Origin of the sequence: Pseudoalteromonas sp. S554, assembly GCF_005930865.1 — a bacterium.
Lineage (GTDB): Bacteria > Pseudomonadota > Gammaproteobacteria > Enterobacterales > Alteromonadaceae > Pseudoalteromonas > Pseudoalteromonas marina.
Genome location: NZ_PNDV01000085.1, coordinates 16422 through 38360, shown reverse-complemented (window position 1 = coordinate 38360; position 21939 = coordinate 16422). Strand labels below are relative to the sequence as shown.

Below are 21939 nucleotides of genomic sequence, written 5' to 3'. Positions count from 1 at the left end.
CAGCTGAGCTACTTAGCCATCTTTTTTGTTAGCACTTCATCGCTGAGTGCGGGGCGTATTATGCTGACATGACCCAAATTCGTCAACACCTTTTTTGCAAAAAAACGCTTAACTGTGTTTGTTTGCAGGAAAATTAAGCTAACAGGCTAAATTTTAATAAAAACGCCGTTTTTTTAACACCTATTAAAGAGGAAGTATAACAGGTTACGCTTTTTTAAAATTAACTTAGTGTTATTTATCCCCTAAAAGCTGACAGCGTATATACGTTTAAAAACAAAAAAGGCTCGTAAAAACGAGCCTTTAAAATTTATTTCCCTAAATAGAGGGAATAAATACTTATACGTTAAACAGGAAGTTCATTACATCGCCATCTTTAACAATGTACTCTTTACCTTCTTGGCGCATTTTACCCGCTTCTTTTGCACCACTTTCACCTTTACAGTTAATGTAGTCGTCATAAGCAATGGTTTGTGCACGGATAAATCCACGTTCAAAATCGGTATGAATTTTACCAGCAGCTTGTGGTGCTGTTGCACCTACAGGAATTGTCCAAGCTCGCACTTCTTTTACGCCTGCGGTAAAGTAAGTTTGTAGCTTGAGTAATTCGTAGCCGCCTCGAATTACAAGGTTAAGGCCTGGCTCTTCTAAGCCAAGGTCAGCCATAAATTCGAGTTTGTCTTCATCATCAAGTTCAGATAACTCAGATTCGATTGCTGCGCACACAGGGACAACCACAGCGCCTTCTGATTCAGCTATAGCGCGAACGCGGTCAAGTAGTGGGTTATTCTCAAAACCATCCTCTGCTACGTTTGCAATATACATAGTTGGCTTGATAGTTAAGAAGTTAATAGAGCTGATAGCTGCTTTTTCTTCTTTAGTTAATTCTAACGATCGAAGTGTAAGGCCTTCATCAAGGTGTACTTTTACTTTTTCAAGCGCCGCATTTTGTTCTTTTGCGTCTTTATCGCCGCCTTTCGCTTTTTTAGCATTACGGAACATCGCTTTCTCAGCGCTGTCCATATCAGCAAGTACTAACTCAGTATTGATCACGTCAATATCGTCAGCAGGGTCAATTGTACCCGCTACGTGTATTACATTTTCGTCCTCAAAACAACGTACTACATGACCAATCGCATCAGTTTCACGAATATTCGCTAAAAACTGATTACCAAGGCCTTCACCTTTTGATGCGCCTTTTACAAGGCCTGCAATATCAACAAACTCCATACTTGTAGTAAGAATACGTTGTGGGTTTACAATTTTAGCAAGCTCGTCCAAGCGAGGATCTGGAACAGGTACCACACCTGTATTAGGCTCAATGGTACAAAAAGGAAAATTAGCGGCTTCAATACCCGCTTTAGTTAATGCATTGAAAAGCGTTGATTTACCTACGTTAGGCAAGCCAACGATGCCACATTTAAAACCCATAGTAAGATACCTTGTTTAGAATTCGTTTAACCGTGCACTTGGACTCAAGTTTATTAGGGTTTAAACGAATGAAGTCTGTTTTGTGCTTTTAGCACGCCGTCTTTTGCAAGTATTTCCATACAACGAACTGCTTCATCTACAGCAGCATCCATTTTTTCTTGGTCAACCTTTGGCGCTTTTCCAAGCACCCAGCCGGTAACCATTTCACGATGTCCTGGATGACCTATGCCAACACGTAAACGCATAAAATCTTTTTGATTTGCCATTTTTGCCATAATGTCTTTTAAGCCATTATGACCACCGTGTCCGCCCCCTTTTTTTAATTTGGCGACACCGGGCTCTAAATCCATCTCGTCATGTGCAACTAAGATATTTTCAACAGGGATTTTGAAAAAGTTGGCTAAACTACTGACCGCTTTACCACTTAAATTCATGTAAGTGGTGGGGATCAATAATTTGAATTCTTGGCCTTGGATTATCACTTTGCCAGTAAGGCCGTGATATTTAGGATCGTGTTTTAGCGTACAGTTGTAGCGTGCTGCGAGTTGCTCGATGAACCAAGCACCTGCATTGTGGCGTGTATTTGCGTATTCGGGGCCTGGATTAGCCAGGCCCACAAGCATTTGAATAGAATTCAAGGTGCGAGACCTTAAATATTATTCTGCAGCGTCTGAAGCTTCTTCGTCTTCAGCTGGAGCTGCTTTGTTTGCTTTGATTGTAACTACTGAAAGGTCATGGCCTTCGCCTTTACCTAATTCAACAGACGCAACGCCTGCAGGTAGTTGTAAATCAGAGATATGGATTGAATCACCAGCTACTAACTCAGAAACATTTACTTCAATGAATTCTGGTAATGCTTTTGGAAGACAAGAAATTTCAACATCAGTTAACTGGTGAACAACAGTTGCGCCAGCTTTAGTTACGATTTCTTCACCGATGAAGTGAAGAGGAACTTTAGTTGTTAATTTATGAGTTGCGTCTACACGTTGGAAATCAAGGTGAGTAAGCTTAGGCTTGAATGGGTGACGTTGAATATCTTTTAAGATAGCTTCAACTTTCTCGCCGCCTACATTAAGTGTAAGAATATGAGTGTAAAAACCTTCGTCTTCTTGTGCTTTGATCATATCTTTATGAGCAAAAGTAAGAGATAAAGCTTCTTTGTCAGCTCCGTAAAGGATTGCAGGAACTTTGTCTTCGCGACGTAGGCGGCGGCTCGCACCAGTACCAGTTTCTACGCGAAGTTCAGCGTCATATGTATAAGTTGTGTTAGACATGATGTCTCCAATTATTTAAAAGTTTAGGGCCTTTGCGACCAAGGTCCCTAGCCAAAAGGCGCGCTATCATACCACTGTGATTCAGTAAAATATACATAGCATACAAAAAAAGCGCCAAAAGGCGCTTTTGTTTTCAGCAAATACCTGAGATTAGTGCTCAAACATTGCTGAAATAGATTCTTCGTTGCTAATACGACGAATAGTTTCTGCTAACATATCAGCAAGCGTTAGCACTTTTACTTTATCAAGCGCTTTAAGTTCATCAGATAAGGGAATTGAGTCGGTTACAATAACTTCGTCAATAACAGAATCACGTAAATTTTCAGCTGCTTTACCTGATAAAATAGGGTGAGTTGCATAAGCAAATACGCGTTTAGCACCATGTTCTTTAAGTGCTTCAGCGGCTTTACATAACGTACCGCCAGTATCAATCATGTCATCAACAATGATACAGTCACGGCCTTCTACATCACCAATAATATGCATTACCTGAGAAACATTTGCTTGTGGGCGGCGTTTATCAATAATAGCCAAATCAGTATCGTCTAATAGTTTTGCAATTGCACGTGCGCGCACTACACCACCAATATCTGGAGAAACAATAACAACATCATCAAAATGACGCTCTTTCATATCTTCAAGTAATACAGGGCTACCAAATACATTATCTACTGGTACATCAAAGAAGCCTTGAATTTGCTCTGCGTGTAAATCAACCGTAAGTACACGGTCTACACCTACACTCGATAAGAAATCGGCAACAACTTTAGCAGTGATTGGTACGCGGGCAGAACGTACGCGACGGTCTTGGCGGGCATAACCAAAATAAGGAATGACGGCAGTAATACGACCCGCAGATGCGCGACGAAGAGCATCAACCATAACGATAAGTTCCATAAGGTTATCGTTTGTAGGGGCACAGGTTGATTGCAAGATAAAAACATCCGAGCCACGAACATTTTCATTAATTTGAACACTGATCTCACCGTCGCTAAAACGGCCAACAACAGCATCGCCTAATTCAATATATAAACGTTTTGCAACTTTTTGAGCTAACTCAGGTGTTGCGTTACCAGCGAAGAGCTTCATGTCAGGCACGGTAGGGTTCCTCAGGCACTGAAATTTTGGACTAACGAGCAATGATAAAAATCATTACGAGTTAACTTATGATTACTTTTACGTTACTTCATTGATCGAAAATGGCGGTTAACTCCGTATGAGCAGGGGAGATATTAGCATTTGACGCTACAAATCCCTGCCAAGTATGGGGGAGGTTAGCAAGTACATGGCTAGCTTGAGCTTGTGTATCAAACTCTACAAAACAACATGAACCTGTTCCGGTCATCTTCGACGGAGCGTATTTTAGCAACCACTGGAGGGTTTTTTCAACCTCGGGGCATAGCTTTTTAACTAAAGGCTCACAATCGTTGTGTAAAGTTTGCTGTTTCCAATCACCTGAGATTTTTGGTGTATCGCGTTTTAAGTCGGGGTGAGTGAATATTTTAGCGGTGCTTACATGCTGGTTTGGGTGCACAACACAGTACCATTTTTGCGCAAGTTCAACACGGTGTAGTTTTTCCCCAATGCCTTGCGCAATGGCGCTTTCACCACGTATAAATACAGGCACATCAGCCCCTAATTGTAAGCCTAAATTAGCAAGTTTATTAATGTCATAATTAATATTCCACAATTTATTGAGCGCTAATAGTGTTGTTGCCGCATCAGACGACCCCCCTCCAACACCTCCTCCCATAGGCAGTCGTTTTATCAAATTTATTTTTACACCGTGCTTAGTTTTAGTATCAGTTTGTAACATTAAAGCAGCTTTATAGATGAGATTATCTTCAAGTGGTATGTCTTTAGTATCACCAGTGATTAAAATTGATGATTCATCTGTTAACTCAAAAGAGAGCTCATCGCCGAAGTTTAAGAAGGTAAATAAGGTTTCTAATTCGTGATAACCGTCATCTCGGCGCGCATTAATATGTAAAAATAAATTGAGTTTTGCAGGTGCAATAAGTGAAAAAAAGGTTTTGCTATTCATAGTTAATTAAATTGCCAGTCATATAGTTGAATTTTAATTTTAATTTTTTGGTGTTTGAGCGTCAGTTTTGTAGGCAACCAATAACCAGCGGTTTGTATATAATCTGCATAGTTTATTTGCCATTGTTTACTTTCATTATCTAACCAAAGTACTTGTTTCGAACGGCCAAGTTCATCAACTTGCAACGTTTGTGAATCAATAGTGCCTTTAAGCCAGTTATCAGCATTATTAACAGGTAAAGCAAAGCCAGTTAAGCGCTTAAGAAGCGCAGATGCATTGGTATCTACATAAACTTTATCGTCAAATTCAAGCTCAGCAACATTGCGCGACTGTTTTAGTTGTAAAATGCGTGTGCCAATAAATGAAGTCAGTACTAAATTATTGTTATTTTCTTGTTGCTGCCAATTTAAGTTTGCAGATTGGCGCTCATCGGGACTAATAAAAGCAAGTTTCCCCTCTACATGCCAAGTTTTCTGATTGGCGAGTTTACCTTTCCAGTTGTCGTAAACTGCTGTTTTATTTGGTAATTGTTGCGCGCAGCCACTTAAAAACATAAAAGTTATAGCTAATATTAAATAATGTCTAATCAAATGTTGTTCCTTACTTTCCATATTCCGCTGATTTTTGGTAAAATTGCCGCCTTTAAAGTAGGGCTCAGCAATATTTGGCAAACATGACCATAATAGCACTAGGTATAAATCACAAAACTGCTTCCGTAGAACTGCGTGAAAAAGTGGCTTTTTCGCCTGAGCAAATGTCAGAGGCGTTGCAGCAATTAAGTGGCCATGCCGACTTTAATGAAGCTGTGATCGTGTCTACCTGTAACCGAACAGAAATCTATTGTAGCCTTGCTCAGCAAAATTCCCAAACACTGTTAGCATGGCTTGCCAGTTTCCATGGTTTAGATGAACAGGAACTGAGTAATAACATTTATTGCCATGAGGGCAATCAAGCAATTAACCATTTAATGCGCGTTGCCTGCGGTTTAGATTCGCTTGTGTTAGGTGAACCGCAAATTTTAGGGCAAATTAAACAAGCCTATAATAGTGCTAAAACTCATGATGCAGTGGGTGTTACATTTGATCGTTTGTTTCAAAAGACATTTTCGGTTGCGAAAGAGGTCCGAACTGAAACTAACATAGGCGCCAGTGCAGTTTCGGTAGCGTTTGCGGCTGTTAATTTAGCTAAGCATATTTATGGCAAGCTTGATAAAACCAATGTGTTATTAATAGGTGCAGGTGAAACAATAGAACTGGTTGCTAAGCATTTGTATCAAAATGAGCCACAAAATATAACAGTAGCCAATAGAACGATTGAACGAGCCCGCAATTTAGCCGATGAAGTGTCTGCAGATGTCATTGCATTAGCGCAGTTGCCAGAGCGTTTGCATAACGCAGATATTATAATAAGCTCAACTGCCAGTACACTGCCTATTATTGGTAAAGGTGTTGTGGAGCAAGCACTAAAGCAGCGCCGTAACAAACCGATGTTGTTTATTGATATTGCGGTACCGCGCGACATTGAAAGCCAAGTTGGTGAGCTAGATGCGGCTTATTTATACTCGGTTGACGACTTACAAACGATTGTAAGTGAAAATATGGCAGCGCGAGAACAAGCTGCACAGCAGGCACAAATAATTATTACTGAGCGCACTAAAGAGTTTTGTATGTGGATGCGTTCACTCGATTCTGTGGGGTTAATTCGTCACTATCGAAACGATGTTCAAACAATTAAGTCGGAATTAGTAGAAAGAGCAGTTAGCCAGCTTTCTAGTGGTAAAGACGCAGAAAAAGTAATTTTAGAATTGGCCAATAAGTTAACCAACCGCTTAATGCACGCGCCTACCCGTGCCATTCAAGATGCGGCTAAAAAAGGTGAAGTGGCTCAATTAAATCAGTTGAAAAAAATGTTAGGTATTGATCAGGAATAACCGTTAAATGAAAGAGTCTGTTTATAATAAATTAGAAACGCTAGTAGAGCGCTACGAAGAAGTACAAGCACTGTTGAGCGACCCGTCGGTTATTAGCGATCAAAATCGCTTTCGTGGCCTTTCAAAAGAATACTCTGAGCTTGAAGAAATAGTTAAAACTTTTTTAGCATATCAACAAACAAAAGAAGATTTAGCAAGCGCTGAAGAGATGCTTAAAGACTCAGACCCTGATATGCGAGAAATGGCACAGGAAGAGTATAAAGAAGCCAAAGCACAAATATTAAGTCTTGAAGATGAAATTCAGGTATTAATGCTTCCTAAAGATCCAAAAGATAATAACAATGTATTTTTAGAAGTCCGCGCAGGCACAGGGGGTGATGAAGCCGCTATTTTTGCCGGTGATTTATTTAGAATGTACAGCCGTTTTGCTGAAACGCAAAAGTGGAAATTAGAAGTAGTAACTACCAATGAAGGCGAACACGGTGGTTACAAAGAAGTCATTGCTAACATTAGCGGTGAAGGCGTATACGGTAAGCTTAAATTTGAGTCTGGCGTACACCGTGTACAACGTGTACCAGAGACTGAATCGCAAGGTCGTGTACATACATCGGCGTGCACCGTAGCGGTAATGGCAGAAATTCCAGAAGCTGAAGCAATTGAAATTAACACCGCCGATATAAAAGTAGATACTTTTAGAGCATCGGGTGCAGGTGGCCAGCACGTAAATAAAACTGACTCAGCAATTCGTATTACGCATTTACCTACGGGTGTGGTTGTTGAATGTCAAGATGAGCGTTCGCAACATAAAAACCGTGCTAAAGCGATGTCAGTACTTGCAGCACGTTTACAGCAAGCTGAAGATGAGAAGCGTCATGCAGCAGAAGCCTCTGAGCGTCGCAACTTAGTTGGTAGTGGTGACCGTTCTGAACGTATTCGTACATATAACTATCCGCAGGGACGTATAACCGATCACCGTATCAACTTAACGCTGTACCGCTTAAATGAAGTTGTAGCGGGTGATTTAGGTGCCATTGTAGACCCATTAATGCAAGAGCACCAAGCTGATTTACTTGCCGCAATGGGCGATGAGTAATAGTGAATCAAACTCTCGATCAAGCTGTTGCTGCTGGCGCTAATTTATTAGCGCAAAGCAGCGAAAGTGCGAAATTAGACGCACAGGTATTACTTCTTCATGTTCTTGATAAACCACGTAGCTATCTTTTTACTTGGCCTGAAAGGTTGCTCAGTACAGAGCAACAACACTCCTTTGATACTCTTTGCGCTCGGCGATTAAACGGCGAACCTGTAGCGCATATTACAGGGCAACGTGAGTTTTGGAGCTTAACCTTAGAAGTCAATGCAACAACGTTAATTCCGCGGCCAGATACTGAAACATTAGTTGAGGCTGCACTTGGTTTAGGAATTTCAAAAAATGCAAAAGTTCTGGATCTGGGAACAGGTACTGGCGCCATTGCATTGGCATTGGGTAGTGAAATGCCTTTGTGGAATATTACAGCGGTTGATAAAGTGACTGACGCTGTAGCGCTTGCAACTCGGAATCAACAGCGTCTAGGACTTAGTAATGTGCGTGTTAAACAAAGCAATTGGTTTAGCTCACTTGATAATGAATATTTTGATCTTATAGTTACCAACCCGCCGTACATAGAAAGTAGTGACGAACATTTGGCTCAAGGCGATGTGCGATTTGAACCTTTATCTGCCTTAGTTGCTGAAGATTCAGGAATGTCTGATATTAAACAAATAATTACACAATCACGTGACTATTTGCTATCTAGTGGCTATCTTCTAATAGAGCACGGTTATGACCAAGGTTTTGCTGTTCGTGAATTTTTTAAAACGATGGCCTTTGTTAATATTAAAACGATAAAAGATCTTGGTGAAAATGACCGTGTAACGCTCGCACAGTGGCCATAATAAGCTTAATTATTACTGCATCCGTGTGTTAAATGTGTCATGTAGGAATTCTAATTATGATGGGTGACTTTTTATTTTCAGATGAGCCAGATACACCGGTAGATAACACCGATTTGGGCACCTGGAAAGTACTAATCGTTGATGACGAACCTGAAGTTCATGCAGTTACTAAATTGGCATTGAGTGATTTTGAGTTTCAAAATAAACGTTTAGAATTTATCAGCGCGTATTCTGGCGCTGAGGCTAAAACTTTAATTGATGAGCATAAAGACGCAGCAATTGTTCTACTTGATGTTGTAATGGAAACAGACGATGCAGGCCTACAAGTTGTAAAATACATTCGTGAAACCGCAAAAAATAACCACATTCGTATTATTTTACGCACCGGCCAACCTGGTCAGGCACCAGAACGCCAAGTAATAGTTAATTTTGATATTAACGACTACAAATCAAAAACAGAACTCACCGCACAAAAATTATTTACAGTTATCATGTCGAGCCTTCGTTCGTACCGCGATATTATTTCAATAGAACAATCTCGTGTTGGCCTTGAGAAAATAATAACTGCATCACGCAATATTTTTTCTGCACATTCAATAGAGCATTTTATAGAAGGAGTAATGCAGCAACTTACATCATTGCTTGGTATTTCAGATCAGGCTATGTACGCGACCACCCTTGTTGCACAAAACCCAGCATCTCAGAACAATAAAATGATTATTTGTTCAGGTACCGGTGAGTTTGAAAAAAGTGAAGGTAAAGACCTTGAAGAGGTGCTACACGCAGATCAACTAAGCGCATGCCAAGAAGCGTTAAATAATCAGTCTATTATCTACAAAGATAATTACCTATTTGCTTATTGCAGCAGTGAATATAACCACAGTTCAATGCTGTTTATCACAGGCATTCCAAATACACTAACCGATACACAACGCAACCTCGTTGAAATTTTTGCTCAAAATGTACAATTAGCCTTTGAAAATGTTCAGTTACAATCAGAGATTGAGGCCACGCAACAAGAGCTTGTTTACAGATTAAGTGAAGCGGTTGAACAACGCTCTACTGAAACAGGTAATCATGTAAAACGTGTTGCACATATTTGCCATGCTTTGGCGCTTGGTTATGGTTTATCTAAACAGCAAGCTGATTTGATTAGATTAGCTGCGCCTTTGCATGATGTAGGCAAAGTAGGTATCCCCGATTCGGTATTAAATAAGCCCGCAAGGCTTGATGCACCAGAGTGGGAAGTAATGAAAACCCACACTGATAAAGGCTATGGCATTTTAAAAGGATCAGCTCATGAAATTGTCAGTGCAGGTGCCACTATAGCTAAGGAACATCACGAAAAGTGGGATGGTTCTGGTTACCCTGAAGGTTTAGAAGGGGATAAAATTAATATATTCGGCCGTATTGTGGCATTGGCTGATGTATATGATGCGTTAAGGCATAAACGCTGCTATAAAGATTCATGGACGCTCGAGCGTGTTGTTGAAGAGATAAACGCACAAAAAGGCACGCATTTTGAACCAAAGTTAGTTGATGTTTTTAACGCAAACCTTGATGAACTTGAAATAATTATCAAACGTTACCCAGATTAATTTTATATAAATAGAAGAACAGAGGCATATGGATTATTTAGCAGTAAAGCACTCACACATGGCAATAGCAGCATTGAGTGTAGTTTTATTTTATATTCGATCTTTTTCACGAATGGGCAGTGGCAAAATTGCTCGTAATAAACTTGTATTTATTGGTAGTCATAGCATTGATACATTACTTTTAATTTCTGCATTTACACTCATGTATATGGGGAAGATAAACCCGTTTGAACAAAATTGGTTATTAGAAAAAATTATATTAGTGGTTGCTTATATTGCTATTGGAATTATAAGCGCTAAGCAAACTAATTTTTTGGCTAAAATATCTTACCTTATTGTAAATACGTTTGTTATTTTAGCTATTGGTTATTTGGCAACAGCCAAGTCAGCATTACTACTTTAAGCCTTAAATAAATTTACCGAGCTTTAGTATCTCTAAAGCTCGAATATTCCCTCCATGCATTTGATCAAGTACATTTCGTTATTGGAATATATGGGTAGAATTAGGTAAACTACGCGTTCGTTTTCTAGAAATGTTGCAGTATTGATGACCACTTTTGGGTTTGATGAACACGATGACTCTTATATTGATGATGCTTACGATGACTTTACCCCTGCGGCAATTTATCGTTGTATTAAGGCTGAATCGAAATGGGATCCACAACTAGACTTAACAGCCGCTTTTGATGTTCTTGCTGATTTTGAAAAACAAATTAATGCATTATGTATTGTTGTACCCGACTCTCATGAACGCTTAGATAAGTTGCTAGACACCTTTTACAGTACATGGCTATTTAGCGCTTCGAGTTTAAAAGTACCTGAGCATAAATTAAATAGCCTAAGCTACACCCTCACTATGCGTAGCGGCTCGCCAACTACTCTGGCAATTTTACTTTGTCATTTTTTACAACAGGCTAACCTCGATGCCAGTATGAGTCTAAATCAAGGTGATATAGGTGTTCATATTGCTATGAGCGATGAAGAAGGCTATTTGGTTGAACCAAGTAGCGGTCAGCAAAGTTGGTATATTATTCCTGAAAATGCTGATGAAGCTGAAGGGCAAGAACAAGAGCCCTTAGAACTTATTTTTGACGATGAAGTTTATAAGCTTTTCTTAGCGCAGCAAAAGTGGTCTTTCATTAGTGAAAATAAATTTGGCCATGCATTAACATGCGTTGAAATGTTAATGGAATTAATTGGCGACGACCCTTACGAAAGGCGTGACAGAGGGTATTTATTAAATCAGCTCGATTGCCCTAAAATGGCCCGGGATGATCTACAATTTTTTGTAGATGAATGCCCAGATGATCCAGCAATAGAAATCATCCAACACCAAATTGAAGAATTAGAAGATAATAATAAAACTCACCATTAATATTAGGGAATACCATGGTTGAAACACAAAGCGCATTAATCACCAATGATGCAGTTGTGCTTGGTTTACTTGCGGTTATTTTGGGGTTTATATTTAAAACCTCAAACAGCGAGCGCCCAGCATTAAAAACGTTCTATAAATATGTACCGGCTCTATTACTTTGCTACTTTTTACCTTCTTTGCTTAATACGTTTGGGATTGTCGATGGTAATAAATCGAATGTTTATTACGTTGCCTCACGCTATTTATTACCCGCCTGTTTAATACTTTTAACTATTAGCATTGATTTAAAAGCGATTTTAAACTTAGGCCCTAAAGCACTAATTATGTTTTTAGTGGGAACGCTCGGTATTGTTATCGGCGGACCTCTGGCTATTTTAGTTGTGAGCGCGGTAGACCCTACAATTGTAGGCGGACATGGGCCAGATGCCGTATGGCGCGGCATGACCACCGTAGCTGGAAGCTGGATTGGCGGTGGCGCAAACCAAGCCTCAATGAAAGAAATGTTTGAGGTGGGCGGCGATATTTTTTCAGTGATGGTCACCGTTGATGTCATAGTGGCTAATATTTGGATGGCAGTTTTGTTACTAATGGCAGCTAATCATAAGAAAATTGATGCTGCTACAGGAGCAGACACCAGCGCCATTGAAGATTTAAAGCAGCGTGTTGAAAAATACCATGCAGAGCATGCGCGCATGCCAACGCTGAATGACTACATGACATTGCTTGCTATTGCATTTGGTATTACTGGTTTAGCCCATTTTTGCGCAGACTTTTTAGGGCCGTTTTTCGCTAATAATTATGCGTGGGCAAAAGAGTACAGCTTAACCAGTAAGTTTTTCTGGTTAATTGTCATTTCAACTACCATTGGTATTAGTTTGTCTTTTACTAAAGTAAGACAGATTGAAGCATTTGGTGCATCTAAAGTAGCCTCAAGCTTTTTATACATTTTAGTTGCCTCAATTGGCTTACATATGAATGTAACCGCTATTTTTGATAACCCGGGCTTGTTTTTAGTGGGCGCTGTTTGGATGCTAGTACATGCTGGTTTAATGTTGCTTGTTGCAAAATTAATTAAAGCACCGCTTTTTTATATGGCAGTAGGCTCGCAAGCTAATGTCGGAGGCGCAGCGTCTGCGCCTGTTGTTGCGTCAGCATTTCACCCTTCGCTTGCGCCTGTCGGTGTTTTACTGGCTGTATTAGGTTACGGAGTGGGTACATACATGGCTTATATTTGTGGATTAATGTTGCAAGCAGTTGCACCTTAAGGAATTAAAATGAAAGATCAAATTATCAAAATTAATGATATTGAATTAGCAAACAACAATCCGTTTGTTTTATTTGGTGGTATGAACGTTTTAGAATCGCGCGACTTAGCCATGCGCATTGCAGAGCATTATGTAGAAGTGACGACAAAGCTAAACATACCATATGTGTTTAAAGCATCATTTGATAAAGCTAATCGTTCTTCAATCAACTCGTACCGTGGTCCGGGAATGGAGGAAGGGTTAAAAATATTTGAAGAAATTAAAAACACCTTCAATATTCCTCTTATCACTGACGTTCACGAACCGCATCAAGCGGCGCCGGTTGCTGAAGTGGTTGATGTTATTCAGTTGCCTGCTTTTTTAGCCCGCCAAACAGACTTAGTTGTTGCTATGGCAAAAACAGGTGCGATTATCAATGTTAAAAAGCCGCAATTTTTAGCACCACATGAAATGCGCCACATCATTACTAAATTTAATGAGGCTGGTAATAATAATATTGCACTTTGTGAGCGTGGCTCTAGCTTTGGGTATAATAACCTGGTTGTTGATATGTTAGGTATGGATGACATGAAGGCAATGGCACCAGTTATATTTGATGCAACGCATGCGCTGCAACGCCCAGGTGGTCGTGCAGATTCAGCTGATGGGCGTCGAGCTCAAGCGGCAGAGTTAGCCAGAAGTGGAATGGCTTTGGGGATCGCTGGTTTATTTATAGAAGCACATCCAAACCCTAATGAAGCAAAGTGTGATGGACCATGTGCATTAGCCCTAAGCAAATTAGAAGGCTATCTATCGCAAATGAAAGCGGTAGATGATTTGGTTAAGAGTTTTGCGCCGTTAGATACCAGTGCTAGCGACTTATAAAAAGTAACCGCATAATAAAAAGCGACATTAGTCGCTTTTTTTACACCTTAAATATACTCTTTCTCGTCATGGGTATATAATTCATGCATAAGAAAAACTAATTCAAAGCTTGGTTATTATGTCAAGACGAGTCCCCCCATTAAACGCACTCAAAGCATTTGAAGCTGCAGCACGGCATTTAAGCTTTACAAAAGCCGCAGAAGAGCTTTATGTAACGCAAGCAGCTGTCAGTCATCAAATAAAAACACTCGAAGAACATTTAGGTTTAAAGCTATTTTTACGAAAAAATCGTTCGTTATTATTAACGGAAGAAGGCCAAGGTTATTTTTTAGATATTAAAGAAATTTTTACGCAACTGATTGATGCCACAGAAAAGTTACTTGCGCGAGGGGCTAAAGGCTCATTAACGGTAAGTTTAACCCCTAGTTTTGCTATTCAATGGTTAGTGCCTCGTTTAAGTTTATTTAATGAATTACACCCTGAAATTGACGTAAGAATAAAAGCACAAGACCAAGACGAAAATTCGTTAAGTGACGATGTCGATATTGCCATTTACTACGGGCGTGGCCACTGGAATGGAGTGCAAGCTTATAAGTTACATACAGAGTATTTAGTGCCATTGTGCAGCCCTATGTTATTGAGTGGTCCCAAACCACTTGATCAACCCAGTGATTTAGCACAGCACACCCTATTGCATGACACTACACGTAAAAATTGGAAAACGTGGATGAAAACTGCGGGTGTACGTAATGTACAAGTAAATCAAGGGCCTATATTTAGCCACTCTTCTATGGTGCTGCAAGCTGCCGTTCATGGTCAAGGCGTTGCAATTGGGAATAGTGTGTTAGCTAAACCAGATATTGATGCGGGGCGATTAGTTATTCCATTTAGCCACAGTCTAGAAAGTAAAAACGCTTACTATTTGGTGCTTCGTGAATCACAAACTGAATTGGGAAAAATAGTGTCATTTAAAGAATGGATGCTAAGTTTGGTTGAACAAGAGCAAGAGTATTAATCATGATTGAATGGTTCAAAAGTCAAAGCCAACCCGCAATTGCACAGTTTATTTTTGCCCATGGTGCTGGTGCTGGCAGTGATTCTGACTTTATGCAGCACGTGGCTGCACTGATCAGTGAGCAGGGTGTTGATGTTGGTTTATTTGATTTTGAATATATGCAAATTGCAAAGCAAACCGGCAAGCGACGCCCACCAGAGCGTGCTCCCAAGTTGCTTACATACTATGAGCAAGTATTAACGCATGCTCAGCCTAAATTACCCTTGTTTATTGGCGGTAAATCAATGGGTGGGCGAATGGCGTCAATGCTTGCATGCACAACTAAGCAGCCAATTAAAGGCGTTATTGCATTTGGTTACCCATTTCATCCACCAGGTAAACCAGACAAGCTTCGTACAGAACACTTTGCCGATATTCCTTGTCCATTTTTAGTGTTGCAAGGTGAGAGAGATACATTTGGTACGCGTGAAGAACTAAAAACACTGGCAATGCCAAAGCAGCCAGACTATGTATGGTTGGCTGATGGCGACCATTCATTAAAACCACGTAAAAAAAGTGGCATTACTGAATTAGAAAACCGCCAAATAGCAGCTTCTAGTACAGCACAATTTATAAACAAAATGTTGGGTAAATAATGACAAAACTATTTTTAATGGCAGGCAGTTTATTTTGTATGCTTTCGGTTATGTTGGGGGCTTTTGCCGCTCACGGACTAAAAAGTCGTCTATCAGAGTATTCGATAGGTGTGTTTAAAACAGCCGCTGAGTATCAAATGGTACACGGTTTAGCATTAATTGCAGTAGCTTTACTCTTAAAATGGGGTATTAACCTAAATTGGGCTGGCCACTTTTTTATAATAGGTACACTGCTTTTTAGTGGCAGCCTATATTTATTAGCACTGACAGGAATGAAGTGGTTAGGGCCAATTACTCCTCTTGGTGGGGTGTGCTTTATTATTGGTTGGATTGTTATTTTAGTGCAAGTTGCACGATTTAAGTTTTAAAAAGTTTAAGGGTTATTATGTCTAGTGTTGTGATTTATTGTCGCAGTGGGTTTGAAAACGATGCAGCTGCTGAAATAACATTTCATGCTGCTGAGCAAGGTTTTGCAGGGTATGTAAAGGCAAAACCTAATACAGGTTACGTTATATATGAATGTTTTGAAGCGCAGCATAGCGACGAGATAATCAAAAAAATCGACTTCAAAAATATGGTGTTTGCTCGCCAGTGGTTTGCCGGCACATTATTAGAAGATATGCCTTTAGAAGACCGTGTAGGCGCAGTTGTGCAAGCAGCTAAAGATTTTCCTTTATGCGCTGAATTACGAGTAGAGACGCCTGATACAAACGAAGGGAAAGAACTGCTTACTTTTTGTAAAAAAATATCCACGCCGCTTAAAAAAGCACTAGAGAAACAAAACACCGTGTTGCGTGAGTCAAAGGCAAATCGGCCTGTGATGCATGTGTTATTTTTGGAAAATAATACCGCATATGTTGGCTATTCATACAGCTATAACAATTCACCCAACTTTATGGGGATTTTACGTTTGCGTATGCCAAGCGATGGTCCTAGCCGTTCTACACTTAAACTTGATGAAGCGTTCAATGTGTTTATACCAGAGCAGCAAAGAGAAACACGTGTTGCTGCCGGTATGCGATGTGTTGACCTAGGCGCATGCCCAGGTGGTTGGACATACCAGTTGGTGCGCAGAGGCATGTTTGTTAATGCAATAGACAATGGACCAATGAATGATAACCTAATGGAAACAGGGCAGGTTAAGCATTTCAGAGAGGATGGCTTTAAATATCGTCCAGAGAAAAGAAACATTACTTGGCTTGTATGTGACATGGTAGAAAAACCAACCAAAGTAACCAGCCTAATGATTGACTGGGCAGTCAATGCCTATGCAAAAGAGCTTATTTTTAATCTTAAATTACCAATGAAAAAGCGCTTTGACAGTGTATATGAGTGCTTAGCAATGATAAAAGAAGAGCTCGCTAAGTATGGTATTAGCTACGAATTACAAGCTAAGCATTTATACCATGATAGAGAAGAGATAACGGTACATTTAAATGTGACTAAAGTCCCTCAAAGCTTATACAGCTGATTGAAGACAAAAAATGGGCCGCTAGGCCCATTTTTATATACACACTGTTACTAAAGTAATAACTTCATTTAAGAGTTAGCTTCGGTATTTTGGTCTGTAATTATCTACCCACAAACGCGTAGCACCGCATACGGCAACAGGCATAACAATTAGGTTAACAAATGGAATAGCTGTTAATAGCATAACAGCAAAACCAAACCCATAAGAAAGCCCTTGTTTAGACTTTAAGTCGTTTTTCATCTCTTTAAAACTAATTTTATGGTTATCAAACGCATAATCTTTATACTGCACCGCATACATCCAGCAAGTAAATAATACCCACAGAATTTGCCCTATTACCGGTAATACCCACAGTAATATAAAAAAGCCAATAGCACGTGGTAAGTAATAGCATAGCTTGGTCCACTCACGGGCAAGCATACGTGGTATATCTTTTATTAAGTCAGCAAAGCCATCATCGTTAATTTTTTGACCCGTTAGGTACAATTCTACTTTTTCGCTTAAAAGTGCATTAAATGGAGCGGCAATAAAGTTTGTAATCACGGTAAACACCATACTATAACTAAATAGCACGACTAATACTGCAATTGGCCACATTAACCATTCTAACCAGCTTAACCATTCGGGAAGCATATTGTTGATATAATTAAAACCGTCACTCAGCCACCCAAATAAGAAAAATAATGAACTACCGAATAATAAAATATTAATCAAAAGCGGGATGAGCACAAAGCGCTTTAATCCTTTTTGGCTTATTAATTTAAACCCTGAAAAAAAATATTCCATACCTTGTATGATCTGCACAACAACCTCAATCAATGTTTACAACTAAAGTTAGTATAAATAGCTTAATAATTTTGAACAGCTATTTTGCGTAACAAAGTGTTTAAAGCAAGGTATACGCATTTTTTATCAGTTCCTTATTTTAAAGTACTGAGTCTGAATCATTTAAAGCTGTAATTGTGTTAAAACACCATGCAGAGGTTGTTCATTTGTTACAATTCGGTATAGTTTCACAACATATAATTAATATAAATTTGAGATACTCAATGCAGTTAGTTGATTTAAAACCGAATGACCAGGATGTGATTAATGTTTTTGCTGATATCGACCGACTTATAAACTCTTTATACCCTGTAGCTACCGCGCAATCACTTACCTTAAGCGAACTAGATAAACCTAACGTTTATGCCATTGGGTTAAAAAATGATGACGGGATTGTTGCTTGTGGGGCAATTGTAATGCAATCAGGGGAACCATCTTACGCAGAAGTAAGACGCCTTTATGTAAACCCTAGTTACCGTGGGAAAGGGTTATCTCGCAGAGTTATGCAAATTCTTTTGCACTACGCAGGCGAAGAAGAAATACCATTGATTAGATTGGAAACCGGCCCTAAACAAATAGAATCGATTAAACTATATGAAAATTTAGGGTTTAAACGTTGTGGTTGTTTTGGTTCTTATCAAGATAACCCGCAAAGTGTGTTTATGGAGCTTGGCTTAAGCCAATAACAAGCAGATTTTAAAACACCTATATTTTATAGGCTAACGCTATGCTGTTTATTATTGTATAAAAAACAGCAATTAGCAGTAAAAGTCGTTTATTTAAAGCTATACTTTATGTTACCTAAGCGAATAATTTTATTCGGTACAGAATACGTACTGTTTTTAAAAAACATCTGTAAGCTAAAAACAATAATGAAAGTGTGTGGTGTCAAATGGAAACAGTTAGATTAAATAAGTTGTTATCCCATCAGCAAGATATTTTATCTAAAATAGCGCTTGGGCTCCCGTTTGAGGATGTCCTTGACGAGATATGCTTATCGATAGAAGAACTTATTGATGAAAAATCTGCTAAATGTTCTATTTTGTCACTAAACAAAGGGCAATTGCTGCACTGTGCCGCGCCTAACATTGAGGATGGTTATTGTCAGGCAATCAATGGGGTTCATATAGGTCCAAATGTTGGCTCGTGCGGTACTGCTGCGTATTCAGGTGAGCGCGTTATTGTTGAAGACATAGCTAATTCATCGTTGTGGGCTGATTTTAAAGACGTCGCTTTACAGTTTGGATTGCAGTCGTGTTGGTCTACCCCTGTTATTTCAACTAAATCTAGTATTTTAGGTACGTTTGCCATTTACCACGATAAGCCCAAAAAGCCTTCACCTTTCGAACTTGAATTAATCGACTATTTTGTAAATTTCACAAGTATTGCACTTGAAAAAAATGCAGAGTACATAAAAGCTAACCAGCTCATTACTGATTTAGAAAAAAGTAATGAAAAATTTGCTGCTTTTACAAAGGTTATGCCCGATTTAACACTTATTATTAGTGAAGAGGGTGAGTATATGGATATTTATGGCACCACCGACGCGCTTTTATACAAATCACAATCTGACTTAATAAATAAAAAAATTAATGATGTAATGCCTGCTGAAGATGCCACATCAATAATGGCGGTAATAAATAAAACATTGCTCACAAATGATGTTCAAGTTTTTGAATATGAATTAGATATCGACGGCAAAATAATGGTTTTTGAAGGTCGTACATCACCCATTAAAGATTACCAGTCAGATAACCCATCTCAGCGTTATATTGTTTGGGTTGCACGCGATATAACAACAAGAAAAAAAGCAGAGCTAGAAGTAGAAAGGCTTGCCTTTTATGACCCATTAACAGGTTTGCCAAATAGACGAATGCTGAATGACAAATTATCAGCCTATGTTGAGAATATAAAGCAAAGCGATGTGACCGGTGCGTTATTATTTCTAGATTTAGATAACTTTAAACGAATAAACGACTCAGTAGGCCATAGCGCGGGTGATGAAGTTCTAGTAGAGCTTTCAAAACGATTTAATGGTGTTGTTGGTGAAAAAGATACATTAGCGCGTGTTGGTGGCGATGAGTTTATTATATTGCTTGAATATGTTGGTGATAATACCGAAAGTGCAATTTTAGAGTCTGAAAAAATAGCAAAAATAATACAAAGTGTTTTTTATGATAAATTTGAAGTGGGCCGCTTAGCCTTTCAGGTCAGTTGTAGCATTGGTATTTGTTTAATAGATAAAAGCAACCATTTAACCGATAACATTCTTAAATTTGCTGATACGGCTATGTACCGTTCTAAAATGAAAAACGGCAATAGCTGCAGCTTTTATGATCCCGAGTTACAAGCATTGCTTGAAAATCAGGCCGAACTTGAAACCGATATTGTAAGAGCCATTGCACACGATGAGTTTAGTGCGTATTTTCAGCCGCAAATAAATGCAAATGGTAAAATTACGGGTGCTGAGGCTTTAATTAGATGGCATCACCCAAGTAAGGGGCTGATTGCGCCTAATGACTTTATTCCAATCGCTGAGCAAAATGGGGTTATTCAAAAGCTCCAAAACACCGTTCTGCGTGATATTTGTATTCTAATAAATGAGCTTAATAGCAAGCAGCTGATTGATGATTCATTTAAAGTGTCTATCAACATCAGTCAAGTCCAGTTCAATTCAACGACGTTAAAAACGGAATTATTAAATGTTGTTAATGATTATAATGTTAATCCATCGAATATTAAGTTAGAGATCACAGAGTCTATGCTTAGCGGCGATATAGCCAGCGTAATATCGCAAATTGATGAGTTAAAGCAGCAAGGTTTTATTTTTTCAATAGATGACTTTGGTACAGGCTATTCGTGTTTAACGCATTTGAGCTCGTTTTCGGTGAATGAATTAAAAGTAGATAAAAGCTTTATAGATAAAATATTAGATAAAGGCACAGGGTTTAGTATTGTGCAAACCATTATTAATTTAGGTAAAAGCCTTAACTTAACAGTTGTTGCTGAAGGTGTTGAAACCGAAGAACAATTTACCGTACTTAAAACAATGAGCGTTGACATGATTCAAGGCTATTTAATTGCTAAACCTATGAACTTCGATGATTATTTACGCTGGCATCAGTCTTATTAAAATGTAGACACCTTCAATTTTAAATTAACATGCTTTGGTAATTTGGCTGGAGTCTGTCGTAGTATCAAAACGACTAACAAGAACCCTGTTCTTGTTAGTTACATTCGTATAAAATTCACTATTTAATGTCCTTTAGTTTTCACAATTAACGCAATACAGAGCGAGACTTCCTTATCCTTTCTAATCAAGACACCAGTTCAGTGAGCGATTTAACAGTAGTTACTCATAACGGTAATTTTCATGCCGATGATGTATTTAGCATCGCGGTGCTTAAACATCTCTACCCTTCGTTTAATTTAGTACGTACACGTGATAAAGCGCTTATGGACAGTGCTGATATAGTGATTGATGTAGGTGGGCAATACGATCCAGATGCTGGGCGTTTTGATCACCACCAACGTGGTGGCGCAGGGGAACGTGAAAATGGAATACCGTACTCGTCATTTGGATTGGTGTGGCAAAAGTATGGTTTAGCACTGTGTGACAATAATCAAGCAGTTGCAGACAGAGTTGATGCAGGATTAGTTTCAACCATTGATGCAATTGATTGTGGTCATGTTGAGGGTGTTCAGCAGGGTATAAGTTTAAGTCAAACAATTTCAATGTATAACCCAACATGGGAAGAGAGCCCTGAGTTTGATAAGTGCTTTGATGAAGCTGTCGAATTTGCTTCTCGTATGCTGACTCGATTTATAGCGTCAGCAAGTGGCAGTGTCAATGCAAAAGCAATTGTCGCTAAAGCGATAGAAAGTGCTGAAGATCCTCGCGTTATTGTGCTTGAAAAGTACACGCCATGGAAAAAAACAGTCCATATTTTATCAAGCGAAGCGTTGTACATGGTTTACCCTTCACATTCAGGTCAATGGATACTTCAAACAGTCCCTGTCGAGCCCGGCTCGTTTGAAGATAGAAAGTCGCTTCCTAAAGCATGGGCTGGTTTGTCTGATGAAGATTTCCAAGCAAAAACGGGGTTAGACGACGCTGTTTTTTGTCACAATGGGCTATTTATTGCTGGCACTAAATCATTTGAGAGCACAATGAAGCTTGCCGAAGTGGCGTTAGCTGAATAAATGATTTAGCTTCAATAGTTAATTAGCCTGATTCTGAAATCAAATCTCTAAAGCAGACTTCAGGCTAAGTAATT

At 39.2% G+C, this 21939-nt stretch carries 22 protein-coding genes; 15 read left to right on the top strand and 7 right to left on the bottom strand.

Annotation, left to right across the window (positions count from 1 at the left end; genetic code table 11):
• Positions 1–336: 336 nt before the first annotated feature.
• The 6 genes from ychF to lolB all read right to left on the bottom strand — a co-directional run bounded on the left by ychF (position 337) and on the right by lolB (position 5336).
• The gene (gene ychF, locus CWB65_RS16765; RefSeq protein ID WP_008133148.1) at positions 337–1428 is read right to left on the bottom strand and encodes a redox-regulated ATPase YchF; all 1092 of its coding nucleotides are present in this window, start codon (positions 1426–1428) and stop codon (positions 337–339) included.
• 53 nt (positions 1429–1481) lie between these two features.
• The gene (gene pth / locus CWB65_RS16760; protein WP_008133146.1) at positions 1482–2066 is read right to left on the bottom strand and encodes an aminoacyl-tRNA hydrolase; all 585 of its coding nucleotides are present in this window, start codon (positions 2064–2066) and stop codon (positions 1482–1484) included.
• 18 nt (positions 2067–2084) lie between these two features.
• Positions 2085–2702 (bottom strand): 50S ribosomal protein L25/general stress protein Ctc, encoded by a 618-nt coding sequence (locus CWB65_RS16755; protein WP_008133144.1) that lies wholly within the window; start codon positions 2700–2702, stop codon positions 2085–2087.
• A gap of 150 nt (positions 2703–2852) precedes the next feature.
• On the bottom strand, positions 2853–3800 hold the full coding sequence (locus tag CWB65_RS16750; protein WP_008133143.1) for a ribose-phosphate pyrophosphokinase: 948 nt from the start codon (positions 3798–3800) through the stop codon (positions 2853–2855).
• Positions 3801–3888: 88 nt separating this feature from the next.
• A complete protein-coding gene (gene ispE, locus CWB65_RS16745; RefSeq protein ID WP_010556006.1) occupies positions 3889–4746 on the bottom strand; it encodes a 4-(cytidine 5'-diphospho)-2-C-methyl-D-erythritol kinase in 858 nt (285 codons plus the stop codon).
• A 2-nt stretch (positions 4747–4748) separates the two neighbouring features.
• Positions 4749–5336 carry a lipoprotein insertase outer membrane protein LolB gene (gene lolB / locus CWB65_RS16740; protein ID WP_138741044.1) on the bottom strand — a complete coding sequence of 196 codons (588 nt, stop codon included), beginning with the start codon at positions 5334–5336 and terminating at the stop codon, positions 4749–4751.
• Positions 5337–5419: 83 nt separating this feature from the next.
• Here lolB and hemA point away from each other — a divergent pair, with 83 nt between their 5' ends.
• The 12 genes from hemA to rlmM all read left to right on the top strand — a co-directional run bounded on the left by hemA (position 5420) and on the right by rlmM (position 16837).
• Positions 5420–6676, top strand: coding sequence for a glutamyl-tRNA reductase (gene hemA / locus CWB65_RS16735; protein WP_170865573.1), 1257 nt, complete (start codon positions 5420–5422; stop codon positions 6674–6676).
• 7 nt (positions 6677–6683) lie between these two features.
• Positions 6684–7769, top strand: coding sequence for a peptide chain release factor 1 (gene prfA / locus CWB65_RS16730; RefSeq protein ID WP_006794503.1), 1086 nt, complete (start codon positions 6684–6686; stop codon positions 7767–7769).
• Between the two features lie 2 nt (positions 7770–7771).
• On the top strand, positions 7772–8611 hold the full coding sequence (gene prmC / locus CWB65_RS16725) for a peptide chain release factor N(5)-glutamine methyltransferase (protein ID WP_138741043.1): 840 nt from the start codon (positions 7772–7774) through the stop codon (positions 8609–8611).
• Between the two features lie 56 nt (positions 8612–8667).
• Positions 8668–10209, top strand: coding sequence for a DUF3369 domain-containing protein (locus tag CWB65_RS16720; RefSeq protein ID WP_171047598.1), 1542 nt, complete (start codon positions 8668–8670; stop codon positions 10207–10209).
• 28 nt (positions 10210–10237) lie between these two features.
• Complete coding sequence (locus CWB65_RS16715; RefSeq protein ID WP_008133136.1) at positions 10238–10612, top strand: SirB2 family protein; 375 nt, start codon at positions 10238–10240, stop codon at positions 10610–10612.
• 144 nt (positions 10613–10756) lie between these two features.
• Complete coding sequence (locus tag CWB65_RS16710; protein WP_008133135.1) at positions 10757–11584, top strand: tetratricopeptide repeat protein; 828 nt, start codon at positions 10757–10759, stop codon at positions 11582–11584.
• A gap of 14 nt (positions 11585–11598) precedes the next feature.
• Entirely contained in the window at positions 11599–12852 is a 1254-nt protein-coding gene (locus CWB65_RS16705) for a DUF819 family protein (protein ID WP_138741042.1), read from the top strand.
• Positions 12853–12861: 9 nt separating this feature from the next.
• Positions 12862–13716 (top strand): 3-deoxy-8-phosphooctulonate synthase, encoded by an 855-nt coding sequence (gene kdsA, locus CWB65_RS16700; RefSeq protein ID WP_008133130.1) that lies wholly within the window; start codon positions 12862–12864, stop codon positions 13714–13716.
• A gap of 118 nt (positions 13717–13834) precedes the next feature.
• On the top strand, positions 13835–14731 hold the full coding sequence (locus CWB65_RS16695) for a transcriptional regulator GcvA (RefSeq protein WP_006794510.1): 897 nt from the start codon (positions 13835–13837) through the stop codon (positions 14729–14731).
• A 2-nt stretch (positions 14732–14733) separates the two neighbouring features.
• Positions 14734–15366, top strand: coding sequence for an alpha/beta family hydrolase (locus CWB65_RS16690; protein WP_008133128.1), 633 nt, complete (start codon positions 14734–14736; stop codon positions 15364–15366).
• On the top strand, positions 15366–15734 hold the full coding sequence (locus CWB65_RS16685) for a DUF423 domain-containing protein (RefSeq protein WP_006794512.1): 369 nt from the start codon (positions 15366–15368) through the stop codon (positions 15732–15734). Before CWB65_RS16690 ends, CWB65_RS16685 begins: the two co-directional genes overlap by 1 nt.
• Positions 15735–15751: 17 nt before the next feature.
• The gene (gene rlmM / locus CWB65_RS16680; RefSeq protein WP_008133126.1) at positions 15752–16837 is read left to right on the top strand and encodes a 23S rRNA (cytidine(2498)-2'-O)-methyltransferase RlmM; all 1086 of its coding nucleotides are present in this window, start codon (positions 15752–15754) and stop codon (positions 16835–16837) included.
• A gap of 75 nt (positions 16838–16912) precedes the next feature.
• On the opposite strand, the gene cysZ is transcribed toward rlmM, so the two are convergent.
• Positions 16913–17623, bottom strand: a complete 711-nt coding sequence (gene cysZ, locus CWB65_RS16675) for a sulfate transporter CysZ (protein ID WP_006794514.1) — start codon at positions 17621–17623, stop codon at positions 16913–16915.
• A gap of 263 nt (positions 17624–17886) precedes the next feature.
• On the opposite strand from cysZ, the gene CWB65_RS16670 reads away from it, so the two are divergent.
• From CWB65_RS16670 to CWB65_RS16660, 3 genes are all read left to right on the top strand, one after another.
• Positions 17887–18348 carry a GNAT family N-acetyltransferase gene (locus CWB65_RS16670; RefSeq protein WP_006794515.1) on the top strand — a complete coding sequence of 154 codons (462 nt, stop codon included), beginning with the start codon at positions 17887–17889 and terminating at the stop codon, positions 18346–18348.
• A 206-nt stretch (positions 18349–18554) separates the two neighbouring features.
• Positions 18555–20795, top strand: coding sequence for a sensor domain-containing phosphodiesterase (locus tag CWB65_RS16665; protein ID WP_008133119.1), 2241 nt, complete (start codon positions 18555–18557; stop codon positions 20793–20795).
• Between the two features lie 200 nt (positions 20796–20995).
• Positions 20996–21865 carry an MYG1 family protein gene (locus CWB65_RS16660; RefSeq protein ID WP_138741041.1) on the top strand — a complete coding sequence of 290 codons (870 nt, stop codon included), beginning with the start codon at positions 20996–20998 and terminating at the stop codon, positions 21863–21865.
• The last annotated feature ends 74 nt before the right edge of the window (positions 21866–21939 follow it).